18 protein-coding genes and 1 riboswitch are annotated in these 18392 nt (G+C 53.1%); of the genes, 10 read left to right on the forward strand and 8 right to left on the reverse strand.

Annotation, left to right across the window (positions count from 1 at the left end):
* Window positions 1–73 precede the first annotated feature (73 nt).
* Window positions 74–1573, forward strand: a complete 1500-nt coding sequence (locus D888_RS24010; protein ID WP_156826996.1) for a cytochrome c3 family protein — start codon at window positions 74–76, stop codon at window positions 1571–1573.
* A 240-nt stretch (window positions 1574–1813) separates the two neighbouring features.
* On the opposite strand, the gene D888_RS0111095 is transcribed toward D888_RS24010, so the two are convergent.
* The 8 genes from D888_RS0111095 to nadC all read right to left on the reverse strand — a co-directional run bounded on the left by D888_RS0111095 (window position 1814) and on the right by nadC (window position 10204).
* Window positions 1814–2557, reverse strand: coding sequence for a response regulator (locus tag D888_RS0111095; protein WP_020676631.1), 744 nt, complete (start codon window positions 2555–2557; stop codon window positions 1814–1816).
* A gap of 105 nt (window positions 2558–2662) precedes the next feature.
* Entirely contained in the window at window positions 2663–3184 is a 522-nt protein-coding gene (locus D888_RS0111100) for a MogA/MoaB family molybdenum cofactor biosynthesis protein (protein ID WP_020676632.1), read from the reverse strand.
* Window positions 3185–3210: 26 nt separating this feature from the next.
* Complete coding sequence (locus D888_RS23145; protein WP_156826997.1) at window positions 3211–4245, reverse strand: hypothetical protein; 1035 nt, start codon at window positions 4243–4245, stop codon at window positions 3211–3213.
* 46 nt (window positions 4246–4291) lie between these two features.
* Window positions 4292–5182, reverse strand: a complete 891-nt coding sequence (locus tag D888_RS0111110; protein WP_020676634.1) for an SPOR domain-containing protein — start codon at window positions 5180–5182, stop codon at window positions 4292–4294.
* Window positions 5183–5255: 73 nt separating this feature from the next.
* Window positions 5256–7331, reverse strand: coding sequence for an elongation factor G (fusA, locus tag D888_RS0111115; RefSeq protein ID WP_020676635.1), 2076 nt, complete (start codon window positions 7329–7331; stop codon window positions 5256–5258).
* Window positions 7332–7487: 156 nt separating this feature from the next.
* Window positions 7488–8252: a type III pantothenate kinase gene (locus tag D888_RS0111120; protein ID WP_020676636.1), complete on the reverse strand. Its 765-nt coding sequence runs from the start codon at window positions 8250–8252 to the stop codon at window positions 7488–7490.
* Window positions 8253–8321: 69 nt separating this feature from the next.
* Window positions 8322–9314, reverse strand: coding sequence for a biotin--[acetyl-CoA-carboxylase] ligase (locus D888_RS0111125; RefSeq protein ID WP_020676637.1), 993 nt, complete (start codon window positions 9312–9314; stop codon window positions 8322–8324).
* A gap of 65 nt (window positions 9315–9379) precedes the next feature.
* Complete coding sequence (nadC, locus tag D888_RS0111130; protein ID WP_020676638.1) at window positions 9380–10204, reverse strand: carboxylating nicotinate-nucleotide diphosphorylase; 825 nt, start codon at window positions 10202–10204, stop codon at window positions 9380–9382.
* Window positions 10205–10391: 187 nt separating this feature from the next.
* On the opposite strand from nadC, the gene D888_RS0111135 reads away from it, so the two are divergent.
* The 9 genes from D888_RS0111135 (at window position 10392) to D888_RS0111185 (ending at window position 18311) form a co-directional block, all read left to right on the forward strand.
* Window positions 10392–11291, forward strand: a complete 900-nt coding sequence (locus tag D888_RS0111135) for an OmpA/MotB family protein (protein ID WP_020676639.1) — start codon at window positions 10392–10394, stop codon at window positions 11289–11291.
* Between the two features lie 40 nt (window positions 11292–11331).
* Window positions 11332–11497, forward strand: a riboswitch (cobalamin riboswitch).
* Window positions 11498–11632: 135 nt separating this feature from the next.
* On the forward strand, window positions 11633–12607 hold the full coding sequence (locus D888_RS0111150) for a sirohydrochlorin cobaltochelatase (protein ID WP_211215665.1): 975 nt from the start codon (window positions 11633–11635) through the stop codon (window positions 12605–12607).
* Window positions 12594–13457, forward strand: a complete 864-nt coding sequence (locus D888_RS0111155) for an ABC transporter ATP-binding protein (protein ID WP_020676643.1) — start codon at window positions 12594–12596, stop codon at window positions 13455–13457. The genes D888_RS0111150 and D888_RS0111155 overlap by 14 nt, the downstream gene beginning before the upstream one ends.
* A complete protein-coding gene (locus D888_RS0111160) occupies window positions 13457–14197 on the forward strand; it encodes an ABC transporter permease (protein ID WP_020676644.1) in 741 nt (246 codons plus the stop codon). Before D888_RS0111155 ends, D888_RS0111160 begins: the two co-directional genes overlap by 1 nt.
* Window positions 14194–15144: a FecCD family ABC transporter permease gene (locus D888_RS0111165; protein WP_020676645.1), complete on the forward strand. Its 951-nt coding sequence runs from the start codon at window positions 14194–14196 to the stop codon at window positions 15142–15144. Before D888_RS0111160 ends, D888_RS0111165 begins: the two co-directional genes overlap by 4 nt.
* Window positions 15137–15871: an ABC transporter ATP-binding protein gene (locus D888_RS21445; protein WP_020676646.1), complete on the forward strand. Its 735-nt coding sequence runs from the start codon at window positions 15137–15139 to the stop codon at window positions 15869–15871. Before D888_RS0111165 ends, D888_RS21445 begins: the two co-directional genes overlap by 8 nt.
* The gene (locus D888_RS0111175) at window positions 15825–16607 is read left to right on the forward strand and encodes an ABC transporter substrate-binding protein (protein WP_020676647.1); all 783 of its coding nucleotides are present in this window, start codon (window positions 15825–15827) and stop codon (window positions 16605–16607) included. The genes D888_RS21445 and D888_RS0111175 overlap by 47 nt, the downstream gene beginning before the upstream one ends.
* An 8-nt stretch (window positions 16608–16615) precedes the next feature.
* Window positions 16616–17365, forward strand: a complete 750-nt coding sequence (gene cobI, locus D888_RS0111180) for a precorrin-2 C(20)-methyltransferase (protein ID WP_020676648.1) — start codon at window positions 16616–16618, stop codon at window positions 17363–17365.
* Between the two features lie 13 nt (window positions 17366–17378).
* Window positions 17379–18311 carry a phospholipase A gene (locus tag D888_RS0111185; protein WP_020676649.1) on the forward strand — a complete coding sequence of 311 codons (933 nt, stop codon included), beginning with the start codon at window positions 17379–17381 and terminating at the stop codon, window positions 18309–18311.
* Window positions 18312–18392 lie beyond the last annotated feature (81 nt).

Here is an 18392-nt window from a genome sequence, read left to right on the forward strand (position 1 = left end):
GAACTAACACTGAAGATTAGCTGATCTTATAAATTTCCATTTCATCCTGCGTCAAATTCATCAGGGAGCAACCATGAATATTTCGAAACTTTTCATCGTTGGAGCGATTCTAACTGCGATCATTACTGGCTGCTCCGGCTCTAATGAGAGTAATGGCAATGGCGCTCCCGCGGCAACCAGCAATGTCCATTCTCCCAACAACCTCAATCCGGCTGAGACTGCGTTCCACGGCCTCGAGGCGAAGGCGCAGGGGCTCGATACCTGTAAAATCTGCCATGGCGTAGACCTGCTTGGATCTGCGAATATTCCAGGATGTAATCGTTGCCATTTCAGCTTGACTGATTTCACCCGCAAGACCCCCGTGGACTCAAATTGGACCCACGGAACCATCCCCCATAATCAACTTATATCCTTTGGTGAAACCTGTAACGCCTGCCACACAGCGTTACGTCAATACCCCGGTCAAGGTCCAAATCAATGTCACGATTGCCACATTGGTGCTACCCACCCCCTGGGTCAGGCATGGGTAGATAGTGCCAGCCAGACCTTCCATGGCACGGCGGCACTGGCAGATGTTAACAGCTGCAAGGCTTGTCATGGTCAGGATCTATTAGGCGGCGCGGCCGGTGTTAGTTGCGACAAGTGCCATTTCGGACCAACCGGTAGCAGAGTACCCGTTGGTGTCACCTGGGTACATGGCACTTCTCATGCGCCTTTAGGTAGCTACGGGGCCACGTGCAACCAGTGCCATACCCTGACAAGACAATACCGAAGCCTGCCCAACCTCTGTCATGATTGCCATGTACATACCAAAGATGGCTCCTACCTGTCCCCAGCACTCCACGGCCCTGATGCCAAGGGGTCAGCTGCTTTTCCAAATGGCCTTCTGGACTGTCAGTCCTGCCACGGTACCTCGGGTGGTGTCGGCTCCAGCCCCTCATTTACCGTGGGAATTGGCGGTCAAGGCTGTGAAGCCTGCCACAACCTTGGAACTGCACACCCCTCTCAGGCGTTAAATGAAAATATCCGTTGGTACGATGCCGTGCCGGGAGATCCGTCAGTCAACCCTGATGCCAATTGGGGGACCACACATGATAATTATGGTGGATCAAGCAATGCGGAAAACGCTTGTTTCCTCTGCCATGATGTTGAGAAGCCTCTCCCTGGCCAGCTCCCGTCTACAGGTATGCCCTGCAAGACTTGTCACGTCAGTGACCCAACGGGTGCTACAAAAGGGGAATGCATCACCTGTCATGGGAACCCACCTGATGGGGCTACAGTTCCAAATCGGATGGGACGTCACAACCGCATCGGCCATCAGAATCAGGTAGCCTGCAACGTCTGTCACACCAATAACGGGCCAGATTCTCAAGATGGTGTAATTGATGATCCTCTGGCGTACCGGCACTTTACGATGCCAAGAGTTCAACCACCCGTGGGGTTCAGTCGCGCAGATCTGGAATCTGTTCCCAATACAGCGCCACAAAGTATGACAATCACAGTAGATCCCAGCAATGTCACTTGCACGGGGAGTTGTCACGGCCAACCCCACTCAGGGGCAACCTGGTATTAATTCCAGTTATTTTGATCCGGAGATAATATTTCACACCCCAATGTGGAAGGATATAAATGTAATAAATCATATGAGATAAACAACGGGGCGAACAGATCAGACTTGCTCCGTTGTAGTGAAATAAAATGGTATTGAAGCGTGGAACTACAAATGAAAGTTCACCAAAAAGGAACAACAGCACCTAACGGAGAAACAGAGCCGGGAAATGGGCTTGCAACAGGTAAATGCACAGCGGGATAGTTACTCGAACGTCACATCAGACTGTGCGAAATAGGTCGCCAGCCTCTGTTGTTGTTCAGGGCTGATATCGACAAATTCAACACCCATCCCATGAGGGAGGTTTGGTTTTTTCATCCAGTCAGGATGGTTCACCCAGGCGACGCGCCCGCGACAACTGAGGGGGGGATGTCCATCAGGAATTTCCATTTTCACGCTCAGCCAGGTATCGATCGAAAGATGCGCCTCGGAGGCCAGAAACAACCCACCGACACCAGCATTGACCGTATATTGCTGAAACAGACGCTCCTGACGCAATCCGAAATGCACCAGCAGGCGCACGGTAAAGCGTGGGGTCAAACGCTCAACCAGTGACAACTGCGTGCGACTGGCGCGTATAAAATCATCACGCCGTACCGGTTTATACAAAATATCATCACAGCAAACGGCACGACAGAGATCAATATCGCCGCTACTCCCCTGCTGTACGACCATAACAACCGGAACATTGGCTGTCTCGGGGTTTGCCTTAATCCGGCGGCAGACTTCATCACCGTTCATCCCCGACATATACAAATCAAGAAAAACCAGATCGGGTTTCTCTGCTGTCACCAGGCGCAAGGCCTCAACCCCATTACTGGCGGTAAAAATATGGAACTGCTCACGACTGAAGAAGGTCTTTTGCAATTCGACAAACAACTCGACATCATCAACCAACAAAATCTTGAACCGCCTTTTAGGCACGGTAATAAGCGCAGCTGACATCATGTTGTAAACCTCCAGCAGTTTTTTAGGAGAGCCCTATCTAGTTTACATTCAATCTGCTTGTCCGTCATGTTTTTGATGGGTTGCCTGTCCCAGGAGTTATTCAATCTACCCCGGTCTACCAGGCGCATCACTTACCGCACAATCAGAAGGGTCCCCTTTAAGCTTGGCGAGTGCGTGCGGCAGGGCGGGTAGCAATACCTCAAGATTCTCTCTGGCAGCCTTTGGGCTGCCGGGAAGATTGACGATCAGCGAATTGGTCCTGACCCCGACAAGGGCCCGCGACAGCATGGCATGAGGTGTTTTGAGCAGACTGGCCGCACGCATCGCTTCGGCCATACCGGGGACCTGATAATCAAGCACCCTGGCAGTCGCCTGCGGGGTGACATCACGCGGAGTCAAGCCTGTCCCACCCGTGGTCAGGATCAGATCAAGTCGGACCTCATCGACCCAACGGCACAGAGTCAGCTCAATCGTTGCAACATCGTCAGGGATCACCTGATAGCAGACCACATCCCCAAGGTGACTCACCATTTCACCAATCAACACCCCGCTGGTATCTTCGCGCTCCCCCCGTGACCCCTTATCCGACAGAGTCAATACTCCGATAGAAAATTTATCTTTCTGCATAATCATCCTCAGCGCTCAAACTCGGTTCAATGTTTTTTAGTCATCAGCATGCGTCTGGCATTGTTTACGATTGCCTGTGAAACGTTACGACTTTTAGCCAGATCTTTAATATCTCTCTCTGTCAGAAAGGACATGAAACGCATAGCACTTTGTAAAGGGGTTCGCGGGTGTTCGATCAGCGCTTTTTTCATATCGTAATTTTTGAGCCACTCGCGATTCAACAAGATAGTGCGAATCAGTTCATCATTACTGGCGCGATTTTTAGCGACCATCAACACTTCAGCTTCAGTTATCCGTGGATTTTTCAATACGGCTGAGCAGACCAGTTTATTCGCTTCGCGGACCAGCAACGAACGCCACTCCTTGTCCCCAGTCAGCGCCATTTTTATTTTCTCTGAGACCGGCATATCCAGCAGTTCTTGATATTTGGAAAGACCGGACTCAGCAACCTCGCTGAGAACCTCCGTTTCTTCATCAGCTTCCGCTTCCTCTTCAACCGAAGAAACTGCAGCGCCTTTATTCTTCGCTTTTAGAGTAACAGGTTCAGTAACAACCTCTTCTTTCCACCCGAGTTGAATCTTCAGGACCTTATCAACATTTGGATTGTTGATAATCAGCAACCTTAAAGCTTTGTCCTTGCGGATCGCCGTATCATTTCGCGCGACCAGGTCCAGGACATGCCCGGATGCGTTTTCTGCAACAAAATGGAGTGTTTTCAGCCCAACCATCCGGTTGGTTAACAAGGGCTCCATGACCTCCATATTTTTATAATGAAGGCGACCCAGGAGGTCGAGGACTTCAGGGTGGATCTCGGTCTGAGAACAAACCGTTTTCAAGATTCCCGGAGAGAGTTCTTTCAAGGTTTTGAGCGCTTCGGCTCGCAATTCCTGGTCTTCTCCATGATAAAAAATAAAAAGAACTGTCACCAGATTCGGGCCCGACATGGGCAAGGCGCCTCTCGCCGCGGCGAGACGAACAGCGCGCCCCCCCCACTGCTTCATTATCTTTGCGACAGCCGCCGGTACTTTAAATTTGATATTTTTATCGTCGTCACTACTCAAACTGAATTACCCTCAATCTCTCTCTTTGTAAAAACTCCGATAGATCTTAACTGTTCGAGACGACCTTCGGCGCCAGCACCCCTTTTTTCTTCAATTTATCCGCCACTTTCAATGCCTCATCACGCGTTGCAAAGCTGCCAAATGTCAGGGTAGTCCGGGGAAGAGCGACGCTAACCGAGGACTCTACAGTCCGAATGCCCTCCGCAAAAAGATAATCGGCATCACGCCGCGCCATATCAAGCGACAAGTAAGAGCCTGCGTAAAGAGCAAACTTTCCCGCTTCAGCGACGATAAAGGCACCGGCTATTTTGGGAAGAATTTCGGCAAGTCGTTTTTCCGCCATGGCCTTCGTGTCAAATCGATTCAGCAGCAGGCGAGTCATCTTGTGCTCTTCATTTATACTGGTGCGTGTGGTTTTGTACCCCATTTTTTCAATCTGGCTGATCGCCTTATTTAATTTATCTGAATACAAATAACGCCCACTAGCAAGGACATATGCTGGGGTTCCTACTGCTTTGGCAGGCGCTACAACCATAGGAACTGGATCTACTTCAGGGTTAGAAGCGGCAACCCTGGGGGGGGAAGGTTCAACTGAGGCTAACTTCTCGACTGGAACAATCTCGACCTTGACTCCCTCCTCCAGGGGAATTACAGGGCTATCTGGTCTATTTATTTTAATTACTGAGGTTAAGGCCCCCGACGTTGCAGACGGCTCTACATCAACAATATATTGGCCCAACAAATAATAAATGACGCAACCCATCACCACCACCAGCATTAAAAACAACAGCAGTTTTACACCCCGGCTCTTTGATGAGGGCCGCTCCCCGACAACCAGTTCTGGGGAGATGGCAGTATGTTCGGAGGCCCGATCCACAAAGTCAGATGACCGGGGTGTTTCGTCAGTAGATCTCTGACCGATCTCTTCTTGAGACATTTCTCTAACTCCTTGATGAAACGCCGGAATTTGCTTTAGACAGCTGACCGTTTTCAACCCTCGACAACGGAGATTAAACTGTTTTCAGGTCTGCCAAAATCTTGGCCGCCTGATGAGAAGGCACCTCTTCATATTTATCAAACTCCATTGAAAACATTCCTCGATCAGAGGTCAATGAGCGCAGTTCGGGCGCATAGCGCAGGACTTCGGCCATGGGAACCTCGGCTTTTATCATCTGGGCATTAGCTTGAGGTTCAACACCGTTCACCTTTCCACGGCGTGAAGTCAAATCTCCGATCACATCGCCCATACAATCGTCAGGCACAGTTACTTCTAAATTCATAATCGGCTCGAGCAAGGTCGGTTTACAGCTCTCAATCGCCTTTTTATAGGCCATTGACCCAGCGACCTTGAATGCCATTTCGGAGGAATCGACTGAATGATGTGACCCGTCGAAAAGGGTTACACGCACATCGACCATCTGGCTGCCGGTCAAGGGGCCCTTTTTCATCGCCTCTATAACCCCTTTTTCGACAGCCGGAATATAATTGCGCGGCACCACTCCACCGACAACCTTGTCGACGAACTCGAAACCGCCTCCTTGGGACAAAGGCTCGACCTTGAGCCACACGTCACCGTACTGACCGCGACCTCCCGACTGTTTTTTATATTTACCCTGGACTTCGGCGTTGCTGCGAATTGTTTCACGATAGGGGACCTTCGGTTCTTTCAAACTCACATCAGCGCCATATTTCCTTTTGAGGCGTTCGACTGCGACCTCAAGATGAACCTGCCCCATGCCGGAAAGCACCATTTCATGAGTCTCTTCATCACGCACCACGCGCAGGGTCGGATCTTCTTCCATCAATTTATGCAGCCCGGTATAAATCTTATCTTCCTCCCCCTTTTTAGCCGGCAAAAGCGCAAAGGAGATGATCGGCTTTAGCGGCACCAGGGGCTCATAAAGAACAGGGGCCTGGAGATCACAGAGGGTATCGCCAGTGGCGGTGTACTTCAGCTTTGGCAGTGCAACAATTTCACCGGCTACCGCAGACTCAATGTCCTGCTGTTCTTTCCCAGCCATGCGAAAGATGTGCCCGACCCGCTCTTTTTCGTCACGCAACGGATTCAGTACGACCGTATCAGTTTTCAAGGTCCCGGAATAGACACGGGCAAAGCTCAACTTTCCGGCATAAGGGTCATTGATCGTCTTGAAGACCATCGCCGAAAACGGTGCATCCTCACTCGGTTGGCGTTCGACAATTTCCTCGGACCCCGGCAGGGTCCCAAGCTGGACCCCCTTGTCGACAGGTGAGGGCAGACAGGCGACAATGTAGTCGAGCAATTGCCGCACCCCGATGTTGGCCAGGGCGCTTCCGCAAAATACCGGGGTAAAGACACCAGTCAAGGTCCCTTCGCGCAAGCCGAGCAATAAATCAGCTTCACTGAGCGTTTCCGTTTCGAGATACTTCTCCATCAGCTCATCATCAGCTTCGGCTACAGTTTCAACCAGTTGCAGATGTAAACGCTGGGCTTCGTCCAAGAGTTCAGCGGGAATATCGACCTCTTTAAATGCACCTGATTCGTTAAACTCGTAGAGCCGGGCACGCATTTTCACCAGATCAATCGTCCCGCGAAATTCTGCTTCGGCTCCAATCGGCATGGTCACAATCGCACTGCGCACACCGAGGGATTTTTCCATGTCGTCGACGGCCTTGAGAAAATCGGCCCGATCCCGATCCATCTTATTGACAAATGCAATCCGCGGAACTTCAAATTTGTCACACCATTCCCAGATCTTACGCGTCTGGGACTTCACTCCCGAGATCGCCGAAACGATCACTACGGCTCCCCCCAGAACGCGCAGACAGCGATGAGTGTCGTGTAAAAAGTTGCTGACCCCCGGAGTATCGACAATGTTCAGGTTGTGGCCCTTCCAGACACAGTGGTTCAGGCTGGCACTCAGGGTCATGGCGCGCTTGATCTCTTCCTCTTCAAAATCCATGACAGAGGAACCATCAATCACTTTACCGAGTTTTTTGGTCACCCCGGTGTCAAAGAGCATCGCCTCGACCAGAGAGGTCTTGCCTGCACTGTTATGAGCAACAATGCCAAAATTTCGTAATGTCGCCGTATCGTATTTGCCCATACTCGCTCCTTTGCCTCATCGAAAAAGGGGATAGCAGGAAGACGCTGTTTTTCAGATATCAACCTGCCAGACGGATATCAATCGACTACAATCACACATCATTAAGGGGAGATTACCATTCGTACTGAGTTAGAGCTGCTTGTACCAATTTTACTGTTAAAGGTTTCGCTCATACAGGATACGCAGCCCCTCAAGGGTCAAAAAGGGTTCGATACTGTCGATCATGGCACTGGCTCCGGCGATTGAAGCGGCCAGACCGCCTGTCGCTATCACCATAAGTGGCTGACCAAGTTCTTGCCGCATACGGGTAACAATCCCCTCAACCAGACCGACATAGCCGAAAAAGATGCCTGCCTGAATGCTGTTAACCGTATTCTTGGCCACCACCTGCGGCGGGCGGGAAAATTCAACCCGCGGCAGTTTGCTGGCGCGGGCAAAGAGAGCATCTGCAGAGATCCCGATCCCCGGGGCGATTGCCCCTCCCTGGTATTCACCGGCTGCCGAAATGACATCAAAGGTGGTTGCAGTACCAAAATCAACGACGATCATGCCGCAGTGCCATTTGTCGTAAGCCGCAACGGCGTTGACAATCCGATCGGCTCCGACCTCTTTAGGGTTATCATAGAGGATCGGCATCCCGGTTTTAACTCCCGGGCCGACCACCAATGGGACCAGCTTAAAATACTTGCGGCAGAGAGCTTCGAGGCTGTTGAGCATCGGGGGGACAACACAAGAGATCATAACCGCGGAAAGCTGATCAAATTTCATCCCGGCCAGATTAAAAAGGTTATGTACCAGCATCGCATATTCATCAACCGTACGATCCTTGTCGGTCGCAATACGCCAATCACTCACCAGCTCCTTGCCAAGATAGGCCCCCATCACCGTATTACTATTTCCAACGTCAATTACCAGTAGCATCGTATCAACTCCGCAAACATCGTTTACCCGCAGTGATCGTGGGATAAAAACCGCAGATTCGGCGAAACCTCAACCTTTGGCTTGCATCCCGATCGGCTTAACATCCCCCGCCAGAACCCGCTCCACACTCCCATCAGGCAGAAATAATTTCAAAGCACCGTCCGGCTCCAGGCCACCGACAACCCCCGAAATAATACGCGCACCGAGATCAACCTCAACCTGACGATCCAGGAGATCGAACAGGGCTTCCCAGCGACGACGCAGGGGAGAGAAGCCCTGAGCTAAGAACTCGAGATAAAGCTCATCAATACGCTGCAACATCAACCGAACCAGGGGCAGGCGCGGCTGCACAGCACCCATCTCTATCCGCACCGAAGTTGCTGGATAACGCAGGTCAGCGGGAAATTGGGCGGCGGTCATATTGACGTTGATCCCCACCCCCATCACCAGCGCGTGAATCTGTTCTGTTTCGGCGCTGAGTTCGTTCAAAAGCCCGGCAATCTTGCGTCCCCCAACCAGAATATCGTTCGGCCATTTCACTCGGGCATTCAGGCTATAGAGGGCGTTCAAGGTTTCCGCTGCGGCGACGGCGGTCAGGAATGTTAACTGTGGCGCTTGCCGAGGTGAGATTGGCGGCCGCAAAAGAATGGAGCAATAAACATTGACGCCAGCTGGAGACGTCCAGCAGCGCCCCATACGACCACGCCCCGCAGTCTGCGCATCGGCCAGCACGACCAGACCTTCAGGAGCACCATCGACGGCCAACTGCTGAGTCAGTTGATTAGTCGAAGCAATCTCGGAGGTGCAATGGACTTTTCGACCAATCAGGCTCGTCCCAAGCTCAGCGCTTATGTCTGCAGACAGCAGGAGGTCAGGGGATTCAAGTAACCGATATCCGCGAGAACGACGCGCTTCAATCTCAAAGCCAAGCTCTCGTAACTGCTCAACCTGTTTCCAGACAGCAGCGCGTGAGATCTGCAAGACGCTGCAGATCTCACGACCCGAGATATAGTCTCCGAGCCGTTGGCGAAATAACTGTATAATCTGCTCTCGTGAGGTCAAATTAGCTCCTGGCAGGAGTTCAGGGCACAGGCCAAACGACAACTCCCGGGATTGCAATGGGGAGCTTAGTCAAACAACATTGAGATATCGGCGGCCTTGACCGAATGGGTTAAGGCTCCAACTGAAATAATATCAACCCCAGTGGAGGCGATGTCAGCAACCGTCTCAAGATTGACACCACCCGAGGCTTCTATCAAAGCCTGTCCGGCGATCCGCTCCACCGCCTGACGCAGTTCATCAAAAGTCATGTTGTCAAGCATAATAATATCGGCACCTGCAGTCAGAGCCTGTTCGACTTCATCAAGGTTACGCGTTTCGATTTCGATCTTGAGGGTGTGTGGTACCTTCTGCTTGGCACGACTGATTGCCTCGGCAATCCCACCGGCTGCGGCAATATGATTCTCTTTAATCAACACCCCATCGAACAAACCGATCCGGTGATTGCGCCCGCCCCCCATCCGTACCGAATATTTATCCAAAACTCTCAGCCCTGGTACGGTCTTGCGCGTATCGACAATAACCGCCTTGGTCCCGGAGACCGCGGCGACATATTGACTGGTGAGGCTGGCGATGGCACTCATGCGCTGCAGCAGATTTAACGCAACCCTCTCGCCTTTAAGCAGGCCAGCAGCTGAGCCCCGCAGCCAGGCAATAACCTCCCCTTTGCGCACCCTGCACCCATCCTGCAGCAGTTTTTCATAGGCAATCGCAGGGTCAACCGTTTTAAAAACCTGCCCGGCGACATCCAACCCCGCCAACACAAAATCTTCTTTAGCGACCAGTTCCGCGCGGACAATAGTGTCCGACGCGACTGTCACTTCGGTCGTGATATCACCCAGCCCGATATCTTCCTCAAGCGCAGTCTGAATAATTCTTTGGATAGCAAACATTGGTGAACTCCGCAAACCCATAATTTTACAGGACAGTTTCTCATTTTTAAGTTACTATTTTATAACACAGCGCCCAGAGACCCGCAACTGATATTCCGGTCCCTTTCCACAGGAAATCTCCTTTACATTTCGACCACTTGTGATAAAAGTGGGTCTCGACTTATGACCTTAATCCGTGGAGTCAACCATGAAAAAACTTGGATACTTAAGCCTGATGCTGCTCCTTGCGAGTTGTGTCAGCCAGGGCACATTCGATCTAAAAGCCAACGAGGCAACCCAGCTGAGCCAGAACTTGGCAGAGGCAAACAATCGAATCAAGACCCTTGAAACCCTGAAACAACAAGGAGACACCGAGATCTCAGGGCTGAACACCAAACTGATCGCCCAACTCAAGAAAAACTCGGAATTGCAGCAAACTCTTTTAAACGAGCGCGCCGATCTCGATCGCAGTCAACAAACCTTCAGCAGCCGGCAAGAACAAATGCAGGAACAACTCCAGGAGATGAATCAGAACAACCAGGAACTACTGACCAGCATTGCGCAGCTTCAGCAGGAACAGAATCAACTTAAAGAGCAGGTTGCAGCCGAACGCAAGGCGCGTGACGAGAAGGTCGCAAGTCTGAAGAACACCTACGACCAGCTGGTTGGCGCGCTGGAGCAGGAAATTAAACGTGGAGAGTTGACCATTACCAATCTCAAAGGGAAATTGTCGGTAAATCTGCCGAATAAAATTCTCTTCGATTCAGGCAAGACCGAAGTGCGCCCGGAGGGGAAAAAAGTCCTGCGCAGTCTCGGCGACATCATGACAAAATTCCCCGACAAGGCATTGCTGGTTGAAGGTCATACTGATAATGTCCAGATCAGCAGTCGACTCAAAGAAACCTACCCCACAAACTGGGAACTCTCCACTGCGCGAGCCAACAGCGTAGTGCATGTGCTGCAAGACGAGGTCGGTCTCCCGGGAGAGCGCCTGGTCGCTGCCGGGTACAGTGAATACAGACCCGTGGCAGACAACAGCACCGCAGAGGGCAGGGCTTTCAATCGACGCATTCAGATTCAGCTGGTACCAATGCCCGGAACCGAGTAAACTTGACAGCCTGAAGCCGGCCGCCTTATATAGGTACGTCGAAGAAATTAAAATGCCCGGTCAAGGGAAGAGGGGTGAGAATCCCCCGCGGACCCGCCGCTGTAAGCGAGGACTGAAAGGCCAGACGCCACTGATTTTTTTTCGGGAAGGCGGCCATTTCGGGATGATACGCGAGCCAGAAGACCTGCCGGACATGAAGATTCAGAAATCTCCCCGGGTTATAGGGAGTCTGGAATAATCGCTGCGCTTCCAAAACGGATGAAGCCCACAGATTGCTTGAATGAGCAATCTGTGGGCTTTTTTATGGGCGCGCTTGAACTCTTACTCCGCTTGAGGCCATTATGCTAGCAGCACGTTTAATCATTCCCCTTGTCATACTGCTCTTCCCCTTCTCGGATGCTCTCGCCATGAAACATGCTCCTGAAAAAACGGCCATCGCCATCGCCTCATTCGGCACCACCTACCCAGCAGCGGTCGATGCTCTGCTGGCGATTATGCACGACGTTGAGGTCAATTATCCGAACATCCCGGTGCGGATGGCTTTCACCTCGAACATTATCCGGAATAAATGGCATGACCGCGCCGAGGACAAGGCGTATCGTACGGCGCATCCAGATGTTCCGAATAACTTCTATCGAATCAAGAGTCTGCTCGGCACCCTGGCAGACCTGCAGGATCAAGGATATAAAACCATCGTGGTCCAACCGACTCATTTGACTGACGGCGAAGAATTTCAGGACGTTCAGGCCTACATTAATGGGCTGCTTTCGATCAGCACCCTTAAAGATCATTGGCGGCCATTCGACAAGATCACCCTTGGTCGGCCTCTGATGGGGATATGGGGAGAAAAACATCCATACCGAGTGGACCTGCAGAGTTTTACCGCGGCACTTGCTGCCGATGTCGCCCTGGCACAAGCCGCTGGGGCAGACCTGGTTTACATGGGACACGGCAACCAGCATCTGTCGACGGGACTCTATTACGAACTTGAAGAGCTGATGAACCAGCGCTACCCGCAGGTTAAAACGCGTATTGGCACGGTTGAGGGTCATCCTGGTTTCAGCGATGTGCTGGACAAACTACGCCTGTCCAACACTAAAAAAGTGCTACTCAAACCGCTGATGGTAGTCGCGGGAGACCACGCCAGCAAGGACATGGCCGGGAACAGTCCGGTTTCATGGAAGTCACAACTTGAAGCCGCGGGGATAACCGTGACGCCGGTGATGCAGGGGCTGGGCAACAACCCAGCCGTACGCCAGCTGTTTATCGATCATCTGCAGGACGCCGCCACGGAGGCCGGGATTGACTTGCACTGATTGCCCCGAAATTCTGGTCAGAGACTTGAGACGTTCGTTCGGAAAGGTCGCGGCGGTGGACGGCATCGACCTCCATCTTAAGGCCGGAGAACTCTTCGCCTTTCTCGGACCCAACGGTGCAGGCAAGACCACCACCATTAACATGCTGACCGGCCTGCTGCGCCCCGACAGTGGACTGATCTGCTATCAGGGCGAGCTCTTTACCCGCTCTTCGCTCGCGGTGCGCAAACGAATCGGCGTCGTCCCGCAGCACAACAACCTCGACCGCGAACTAACCGCGGCCGAGAACCTACAAGTTCATGGCCGCCTGTTCGGGATGAGCGGCCCCAGTATCACCAGCCGGGTTGAGGTCTGCCTCGAGCTGGCCGGCCTGCTGGATAAACGCGACACTCCGGCCCAGAAACTCTCCGGTGGAATGAAGCGCAAACTCGTCATCGCTCGGGCCCTGCTTCACGAACCATCTATCCTGTTTCTCGACGAACCGACCGCCGGACTCGACCCTCACAGCCGACGCAGAATCTGGGCCTTTTTACGCCGGATCAATCAGGAACAAAACTGCACCCTATTCTTGACCACCCACTACATCGAAGAAGCCGAGCAGCTGGCAGAACGGGTCTGTTTTATCGACCAGGGGCAGATCATCGCCGAAGGATCACCGCAAGCGTTGCGTGAGCAGACCGGCCGCTTTGTCCTTGATATTTACAACCAGGAAGATGTCATCAACGAATTTTTTAATGAACGCGCGGAAGCCATGCTCCGTCTCAAACAGATAGACAGCGCGGTGCGTATCCGTGAAACAACCCTTGAGGATGTCTTCCTGCAGCTGACCGGCAAGAGGATCGAACCCTGATGCTCCATGGTGCACGTGGCATATTCTGGCGTGAAATTTTGATTTTACGCCGCAAGTTTCTCAAGACCTTATTCGCCTCGGCGGTCTCGCCGGCGCTGTTTCTACTCGCCTTCGGTTTTGGCGTGGGGCGTGGCGCATCGGTCGGCGGCCACGACTACTTAAGTTTTCTGCTTCCTGGGCTTTTAACCATGGCGAGCATGAACCAGAGCTACGCCATCGCCACCGAGATCAATATCTCACGCTTTTACTTCAAGGTCTTCGAAGAGTACCTGATCGCCCCTTTTAGCCGTTGGCAGATCGTGCTCGGCGAAATGGGGTATGGCATCGTCCGTGGCCTGATCCCGGTCGCCATTATTGCCATCTACAGCCTGCTGTGCGGAGTGAACCTGCATTTCGGCCCCGGTTTTTTCCTCGCACTACTGCTGCATTTGGCAATCTTCTCCCTGCTCGGAGTGCTGGCGGCAATGATCGTACGCAGTCACGCCGACCAGGCCACCGTCAACGCCTTTCTGATCACCCCGATGATGTTTCTGTCTGGAACCTTCTTCCCGGTCGACCAGATGCCCCTGCCAATCAAGGTGGTTGCCAGCCTCTTTCCCCTGACCTACACAACACGCCTGATTCGTGCCACCCTGCTCCAGAATGGAGACACCAGCGCCCTGCTTTATCTGCTGCTGGCAGCGATGGTGGTCATCCTCTTCTGGTTGACCAACCGAATCATCGAAAGGGTCGAGGCATGAAACGGCTACTCTTCAGCCTGCTTGCAGTGTCCTTTGTCATAGCTCTTTTCAGCGGCGCCACTGCGATCAACCCTTTGCACATGAGCGAAACAGAGCGAGAGATCTTATTCAGCCTGCGTCTGCCACGTGTGCTCTTTTCGGCGGTAATCGGCGGCATGCTCGCGCTCTCAGGGAGCGTTTATCAGCTCACCCTCAAGAACCCGCTGGCCGACAGTTTCACCACCGGCACCGCCAGTTCGGCGGCGATTGGTGCAGTCTTTGGGATTGCCTTGGGGCTACCACTGCCGCTGGTCCCCGTGCTGGCACTTATGACCGGGCTGTGCGGCCTGCTCCTGGTCTATCGCCTGTCGGTCAGCGGCGGTGTCATCAACCCAGTGACCATGATCCTCGCCGGAGTGGTGGTAAATATCGTCGCCTCGGCATTGATCAGCTTCAGTAAGTTCTATTTTGAGGAGAGCCTCTCCTCCATCGTCTTCTGGCTGATGGGCGGTTTCTTCATTGTCGACTGGACGCGTCTGGGCGTCTGCACCCTACTGCTGGTCATCAGTTTCGTGCTCCTGCAGCGCATCGGTCTGCAATTGAACTTGCTCGCTTTTGATGAAGCCTCGGCATGCACCATGGGGGTGAATGTCGCACGACTGCGCGCCTTCAGTTTTGTGCTGGCAACCCTGCTGGTGGCTGTGGCCGTCAGTCATACCGGCATTATCGGCTTCGTCGGCCTGATCACACCCCATATCGCCCGCAGCATCTACGGCAGCGACATGAAACGCAATATGGCCGCTTCGACCCTGCTCGGCGCCATGCTGCTAATGCTGGCAGATGCCGGGGCGCGCTCCATCATCCCCGGCGGAGCCGAACTCCCGGTCGGCATTATTACCGCGCTGTTAGGGGGTATTTTCTTTCTTTATCTGCTGCGCACCCGACGCGAAAGGCTCTGGCATGGCTGAACTGAGCCTCAATAATCTGACATTTACCCGTGGGGGGTTCAGCCTGCAGCTGCCGCCACTCAAGGTAGCGCCTGGCGAAAAGCTGGCGATTCTGGGGGAGAACGGTTCGGGCAAGAGCACCCTGCTGCAACTCTTGACCGGGCTGCTCGATGGGCGAGGAAAAATCTGCTACAACCAACGGGCTCTGCAAAAAATTTCGGTTCTCGAGCGGGCGCGCCTGTTCGCCATGCTGCCGCAACAGACACAGGTAATCTTCCCTTTTTCGGTCTTCGAGGTGGTGCTCTTCGGCCGTTTCGCCCAGACCGATGGCCGTCAGCCGTCCGAGGCGGATCGCGAGCACACCCGTGAACTGCTCGCAAAACTCGACCTGACAGAACGCTCCGAACGGCGTTTCAACCAGCTTTCAGGCGGAGAACAACGACGAGTGATGCTGGCGCGCGCACTCAACCAGCAGGCACCAATTCTTTTTCTTGACGAACCGAACGCCAGCCTTGATGTCCGCCACAGCCTCGAGGTCATCGACTATCTCTGCAAAACGGAGCAGACTGTCATTGCCCCGGTGCATGACATTAATCTGGCCGCGCGTTTTTTTAAACGCTTCTGGCTACTCAAACAGGGGCGCCTGCTGGCCGATGTCAGCCGCGACCAATTAACCTGTGCCCTACTCTCGGAGACTTACGATGTTCAGGTATCTGCTGCTGCTGACAATTTTTCTTTTTCTTGCTGAACCAGCTTTCGCCCGGCGCATCGTCGTTTTGGCTCCGGCCGCTGGCGATATTCTGCTCAAACTCGGGCTCGCCGACCAGGTGGTCGGAATAACCAGAAGCCTTGAGGAATTTCCACAGGCGCTCAAAGTCGGGTCCCACATCAAACCGAATGTCGAACTGATTATGAGCTTAAAGCCCGATCTGCTGATCATCTCCTCAAACCGTTTTTTCAGCGAGCAGATGAGTGCCAGTATTGGCGCGCAAACCTTCGTCTATAACCCGAAGACCCTGGCCGAAGTTCTGCTACAAACTGAAGAGCTCGGACACCAGACCGGACGCGAAGTAGCAGCGGAGGAACTGACCCACAGCCTGCGCAAAAAGCTGCACGGGCTCAAAATGCTGCCGTCGAAGCCAAAGGTGATTTTCGAAATCAGCGCCCTCCCCTTAAGCGTCGCCGGACAGAGTAATATTGTCAGCAACATCATACGCGCCGCCGGTGGCGAACCGGTTAATTTCGGCAATCGCAAAATCATCAAGCTCGGCAGTGAAGCGATCATCGCCAGCCATCCAGACCTCTACATCTACCAGACAGGCCCGATGAATCAGAATCCGACCCCACCCAAAGAACGTGGTGACTACCGCCTCTTGACCTGCAAATATCTGCATGTCGACCAGCTCCAATGGTCACGCGCGAACAGCAGCAGCTTTGACCGTGTGCTGGACTTGAACTCTATTCTGGCCAGCAGCCAGCAGTAAGGAATCTTATGCCATCGGTTCAAGCCCAGCCGGGCCACTTCTACGCCATCGGCATCGGCCCCGGCGCCAGCGATCTTTTGACCGTCCGCGCCGTAAATCTGATCGAATCCAGCGACATTATCCTTTCCCCCCAGGCTGAGGGCACGAATCGCTCTCTGGCGCTGGCGGCGATCGGACCTTATCTGAAAAACCAGCAGATTAAGACCATCAATTATCAGATGAAAAGGGATGGCCAATCGACCCAGGATCGCTGGGATGCGGTGGCACAGGAGGTGCTGAGTGACTGCGGTGCCGGCAAATCGGTGACAATGATCACGATCGGCGATCCGCTGATCTTCGCCACTACCAGTTACTTGCTGCAAGGCCTTGAAGCTGGGATGGATAAATGTAAAATTCAGGTTGTACCAGGCATCAGCGCCTTCCAGATTGCCGCCAGCCGTTTTCACGATGCGCTGACCCTGCAGGAAGACCGGCTTATGCTGATGTCGGCCACCGACCTTGCCGCGGTCGAAGCCGCGCTTATCCATTGTGAAACGCTGATACTCTACAAGGCTGGCGGCGTGATCAACGAGCTGCTGGCCCTGCTCTCAAAGCATGATCTGCTGGCAGCGGCACGCTTGGTCAGTTGCGCCGAGCAGGGCGCAGGCGAACTGGTGGTTGAGGATTTATCCCGCTTCTCACCTGAGTCACTGAGTTACATGACGACAATGATAATCCATTGCGGCAGACGAAACTGGCACGACCACGTCCTGGCCTGACACAGGAGAACCGATGAGAATCTGCCTTTTATTATGGATGTTGGCGCTGATGATGACACCCTTAAGTGCCGGCGCCGAAACGTCAATCTCAGCAACGGACGCGGAACTCTCGGCGACTCCATCAGAATTAAGTAACCCTGCCGACCTGCGGATCGATGAACGGCGCCAGACCGACAAAAAATTGGCACAGCATCCGCTCTCGCTGGTCTCACACAAGCCGAATTACCTGATCGGAAGCTATTACCTCAGTAAACCGCAGACAGCACCTTTTGAAGCCCAGTTTCCTGGCAATGATATCACCATCGAACCCCTTGAACTCAAATTCCAGCTCAGCCTCAAAACCCTTTTAATCTCCAACCTGCTCGGACAGACCGGCGATCTGTGGGTTGGCTACACCAATCGCAGTTTCTGGCAAGCCTTCAACTCCAAGCGATCCTCCCCTTTTCGTGAAACCAATCATGAACCCGAAGCATGGTTCGACTTTGCCACCGACCGGACCCTCGGTGACCTGCGCTTTAAGGGGCTCAACCTCGGCATGGTCCACCAGTCGAACGGGCAATGGGGAGCTGTCTCGCGCAGCTGGAACCGCATTTACAGCCTCTTCATGTTTCAGCGGAAGAGTCTCTATTTTGCCTTCAAGCCCTGGTGGCGAATCCCCGAATCGCGCGTCGATGATGATAATCCCGATATCGAAAAGTATCTGGGTAACTTCGAATTCTACGCCCTCAAAGAGTGGAAGGATCAGACCCTGGGGATTATGCTGCGCAACAACCTACGCCTAAATCAAGACAACCACGGGGCGGTGCAACTCGACTACACCTTCTCGCTGCACAACCAGCTGCGAGGCTACATTCAATGGTTTTACGGCTACGGAGAGAGTCTGATTGACTACAACCACGAAGTAAACACTCTGGGTATCGGCCTGATGCTCTCAAACTGGCTTTAAGCTCTTGAGTGATTACCAGAACATGATATTATCAGCCGCGAAAACACCTGCCGGCGACATTTTTTGTGTTTAAAGGAAACT

The organism is Geopsychrobacter electrodiphilus DSM 16401, from assembly GCF_000384395.1.
In the GTDB taxonomy this organism is placed as follows: domain Bacteria; phylum Desulfobacterota; class Desulfuromonadia; order Desulfuromonadales; family Geopsychrobacteraceae; genus Geopsychrobacter; species Geopsychrobacter electrodiphilus.

Bases quoted from the DNA above. Each gene is read 5' to 3' on its own strand.
- D888_RS24010 (WP_156826996.1), top strand. From the start codon at position 74: ATGAATATTTCGAAACTTTTCATCGTTGGAGCGATTCTAACTGCGATC.
- D888_RS0111095 (WP_020676631.1), bottom strand. From the start codon at position 2,557: ATGATGTCAGCTGCGCTTATTACCGTGCCTAAAAGGCGGTTCAAGATT.
- D888_RS0111100 (WP_020676632.1), bottom strand. From the start codon at position 3,184: ATGCAGAAAGATAAATTTTCTATCGGAGTATTGACTCTGTCGGATAAG.
- D888_RS0111110 (WP_020676634.1), bottom strand. From the start codon at position 5,182: ATGTCTCAAGAAGAGATCGGTCAGAGATCTACTGACGAAACACCCCGG.
- fusA (WP_020676635.1), bottom strand. From the start codon at position 7,331: ATGGGCAAATACGATACGGCGACATTACGAAATTTTGGCATTGTTGCT.
- D888_RS0111120 (WP_020676636.1), bottom strand. From the start codon at position 8,252: ATGCTACTGGTAATTGACGTTGGAAATAGTAATACGGTGATGGGGGCC.
- nadC (WP_020676638.1), bottom strand. From the start codon at position 10,204: ATGTTTGCTATCCAAAGAATTATTCAGACTGCGCTTGAGGAAGATATC.
- D888_RS0111135 (WP_020676639.1), top strand. From the start codon at position 10,392: ATGAAAAAACTTGGATACTTAAGCCTGATGCTGCTCCTTGCGAGTTGT.
- D888_RS0111150 (WP_211215665.1), top strand. From the start codon at position 11,633: ATGCTAGCAGCACGTTTAATCATTCCCCTTGTCATACTGCTCTTCCCC.
- D888_RS0111160 (WP_020676644.1), top strand. From the start codon at position 13,457: ATGCTCCATGGTGCACGTGGCATATTCTGGCGTGAAATTTTGATTTTA.
- D888_RS0111165 (WP_020676645.1), top strand. From the start codon at position 14,194: ATGAAACGGCTACTCTTCAGCCTGCTTGCAGTGTCCTTTGTCATAGCT.
- D888_RS21445 (WP_020676646.1), top strand. From the start codon at position 15,137: ATGGCTGAACTGAGCCTCAATAATCTGACATTTACCCGTGGGGGGTTC.
- D888_RS0111175 (WP_020676647.1), top strand. From the start codon at position 15,825: ATGTTCAGGTATCTGCTGCTGCTGACAATTTTTCTTTTTCTTGCTGAA.
- cobI (WP_020676648.1), top strand. From the start codon at position 16,616: ATGCCATCGGTTCAAGCCCAGCCGGGCCACTTCTACGCCATCGGCATC.
- D888_RS0111185 (WP_020676649.1), top strand. From the start codon at position 17,379: ATGAGAATCTGCCTTTTATTATGGATGTTGGCGCTGATGATGACACCC.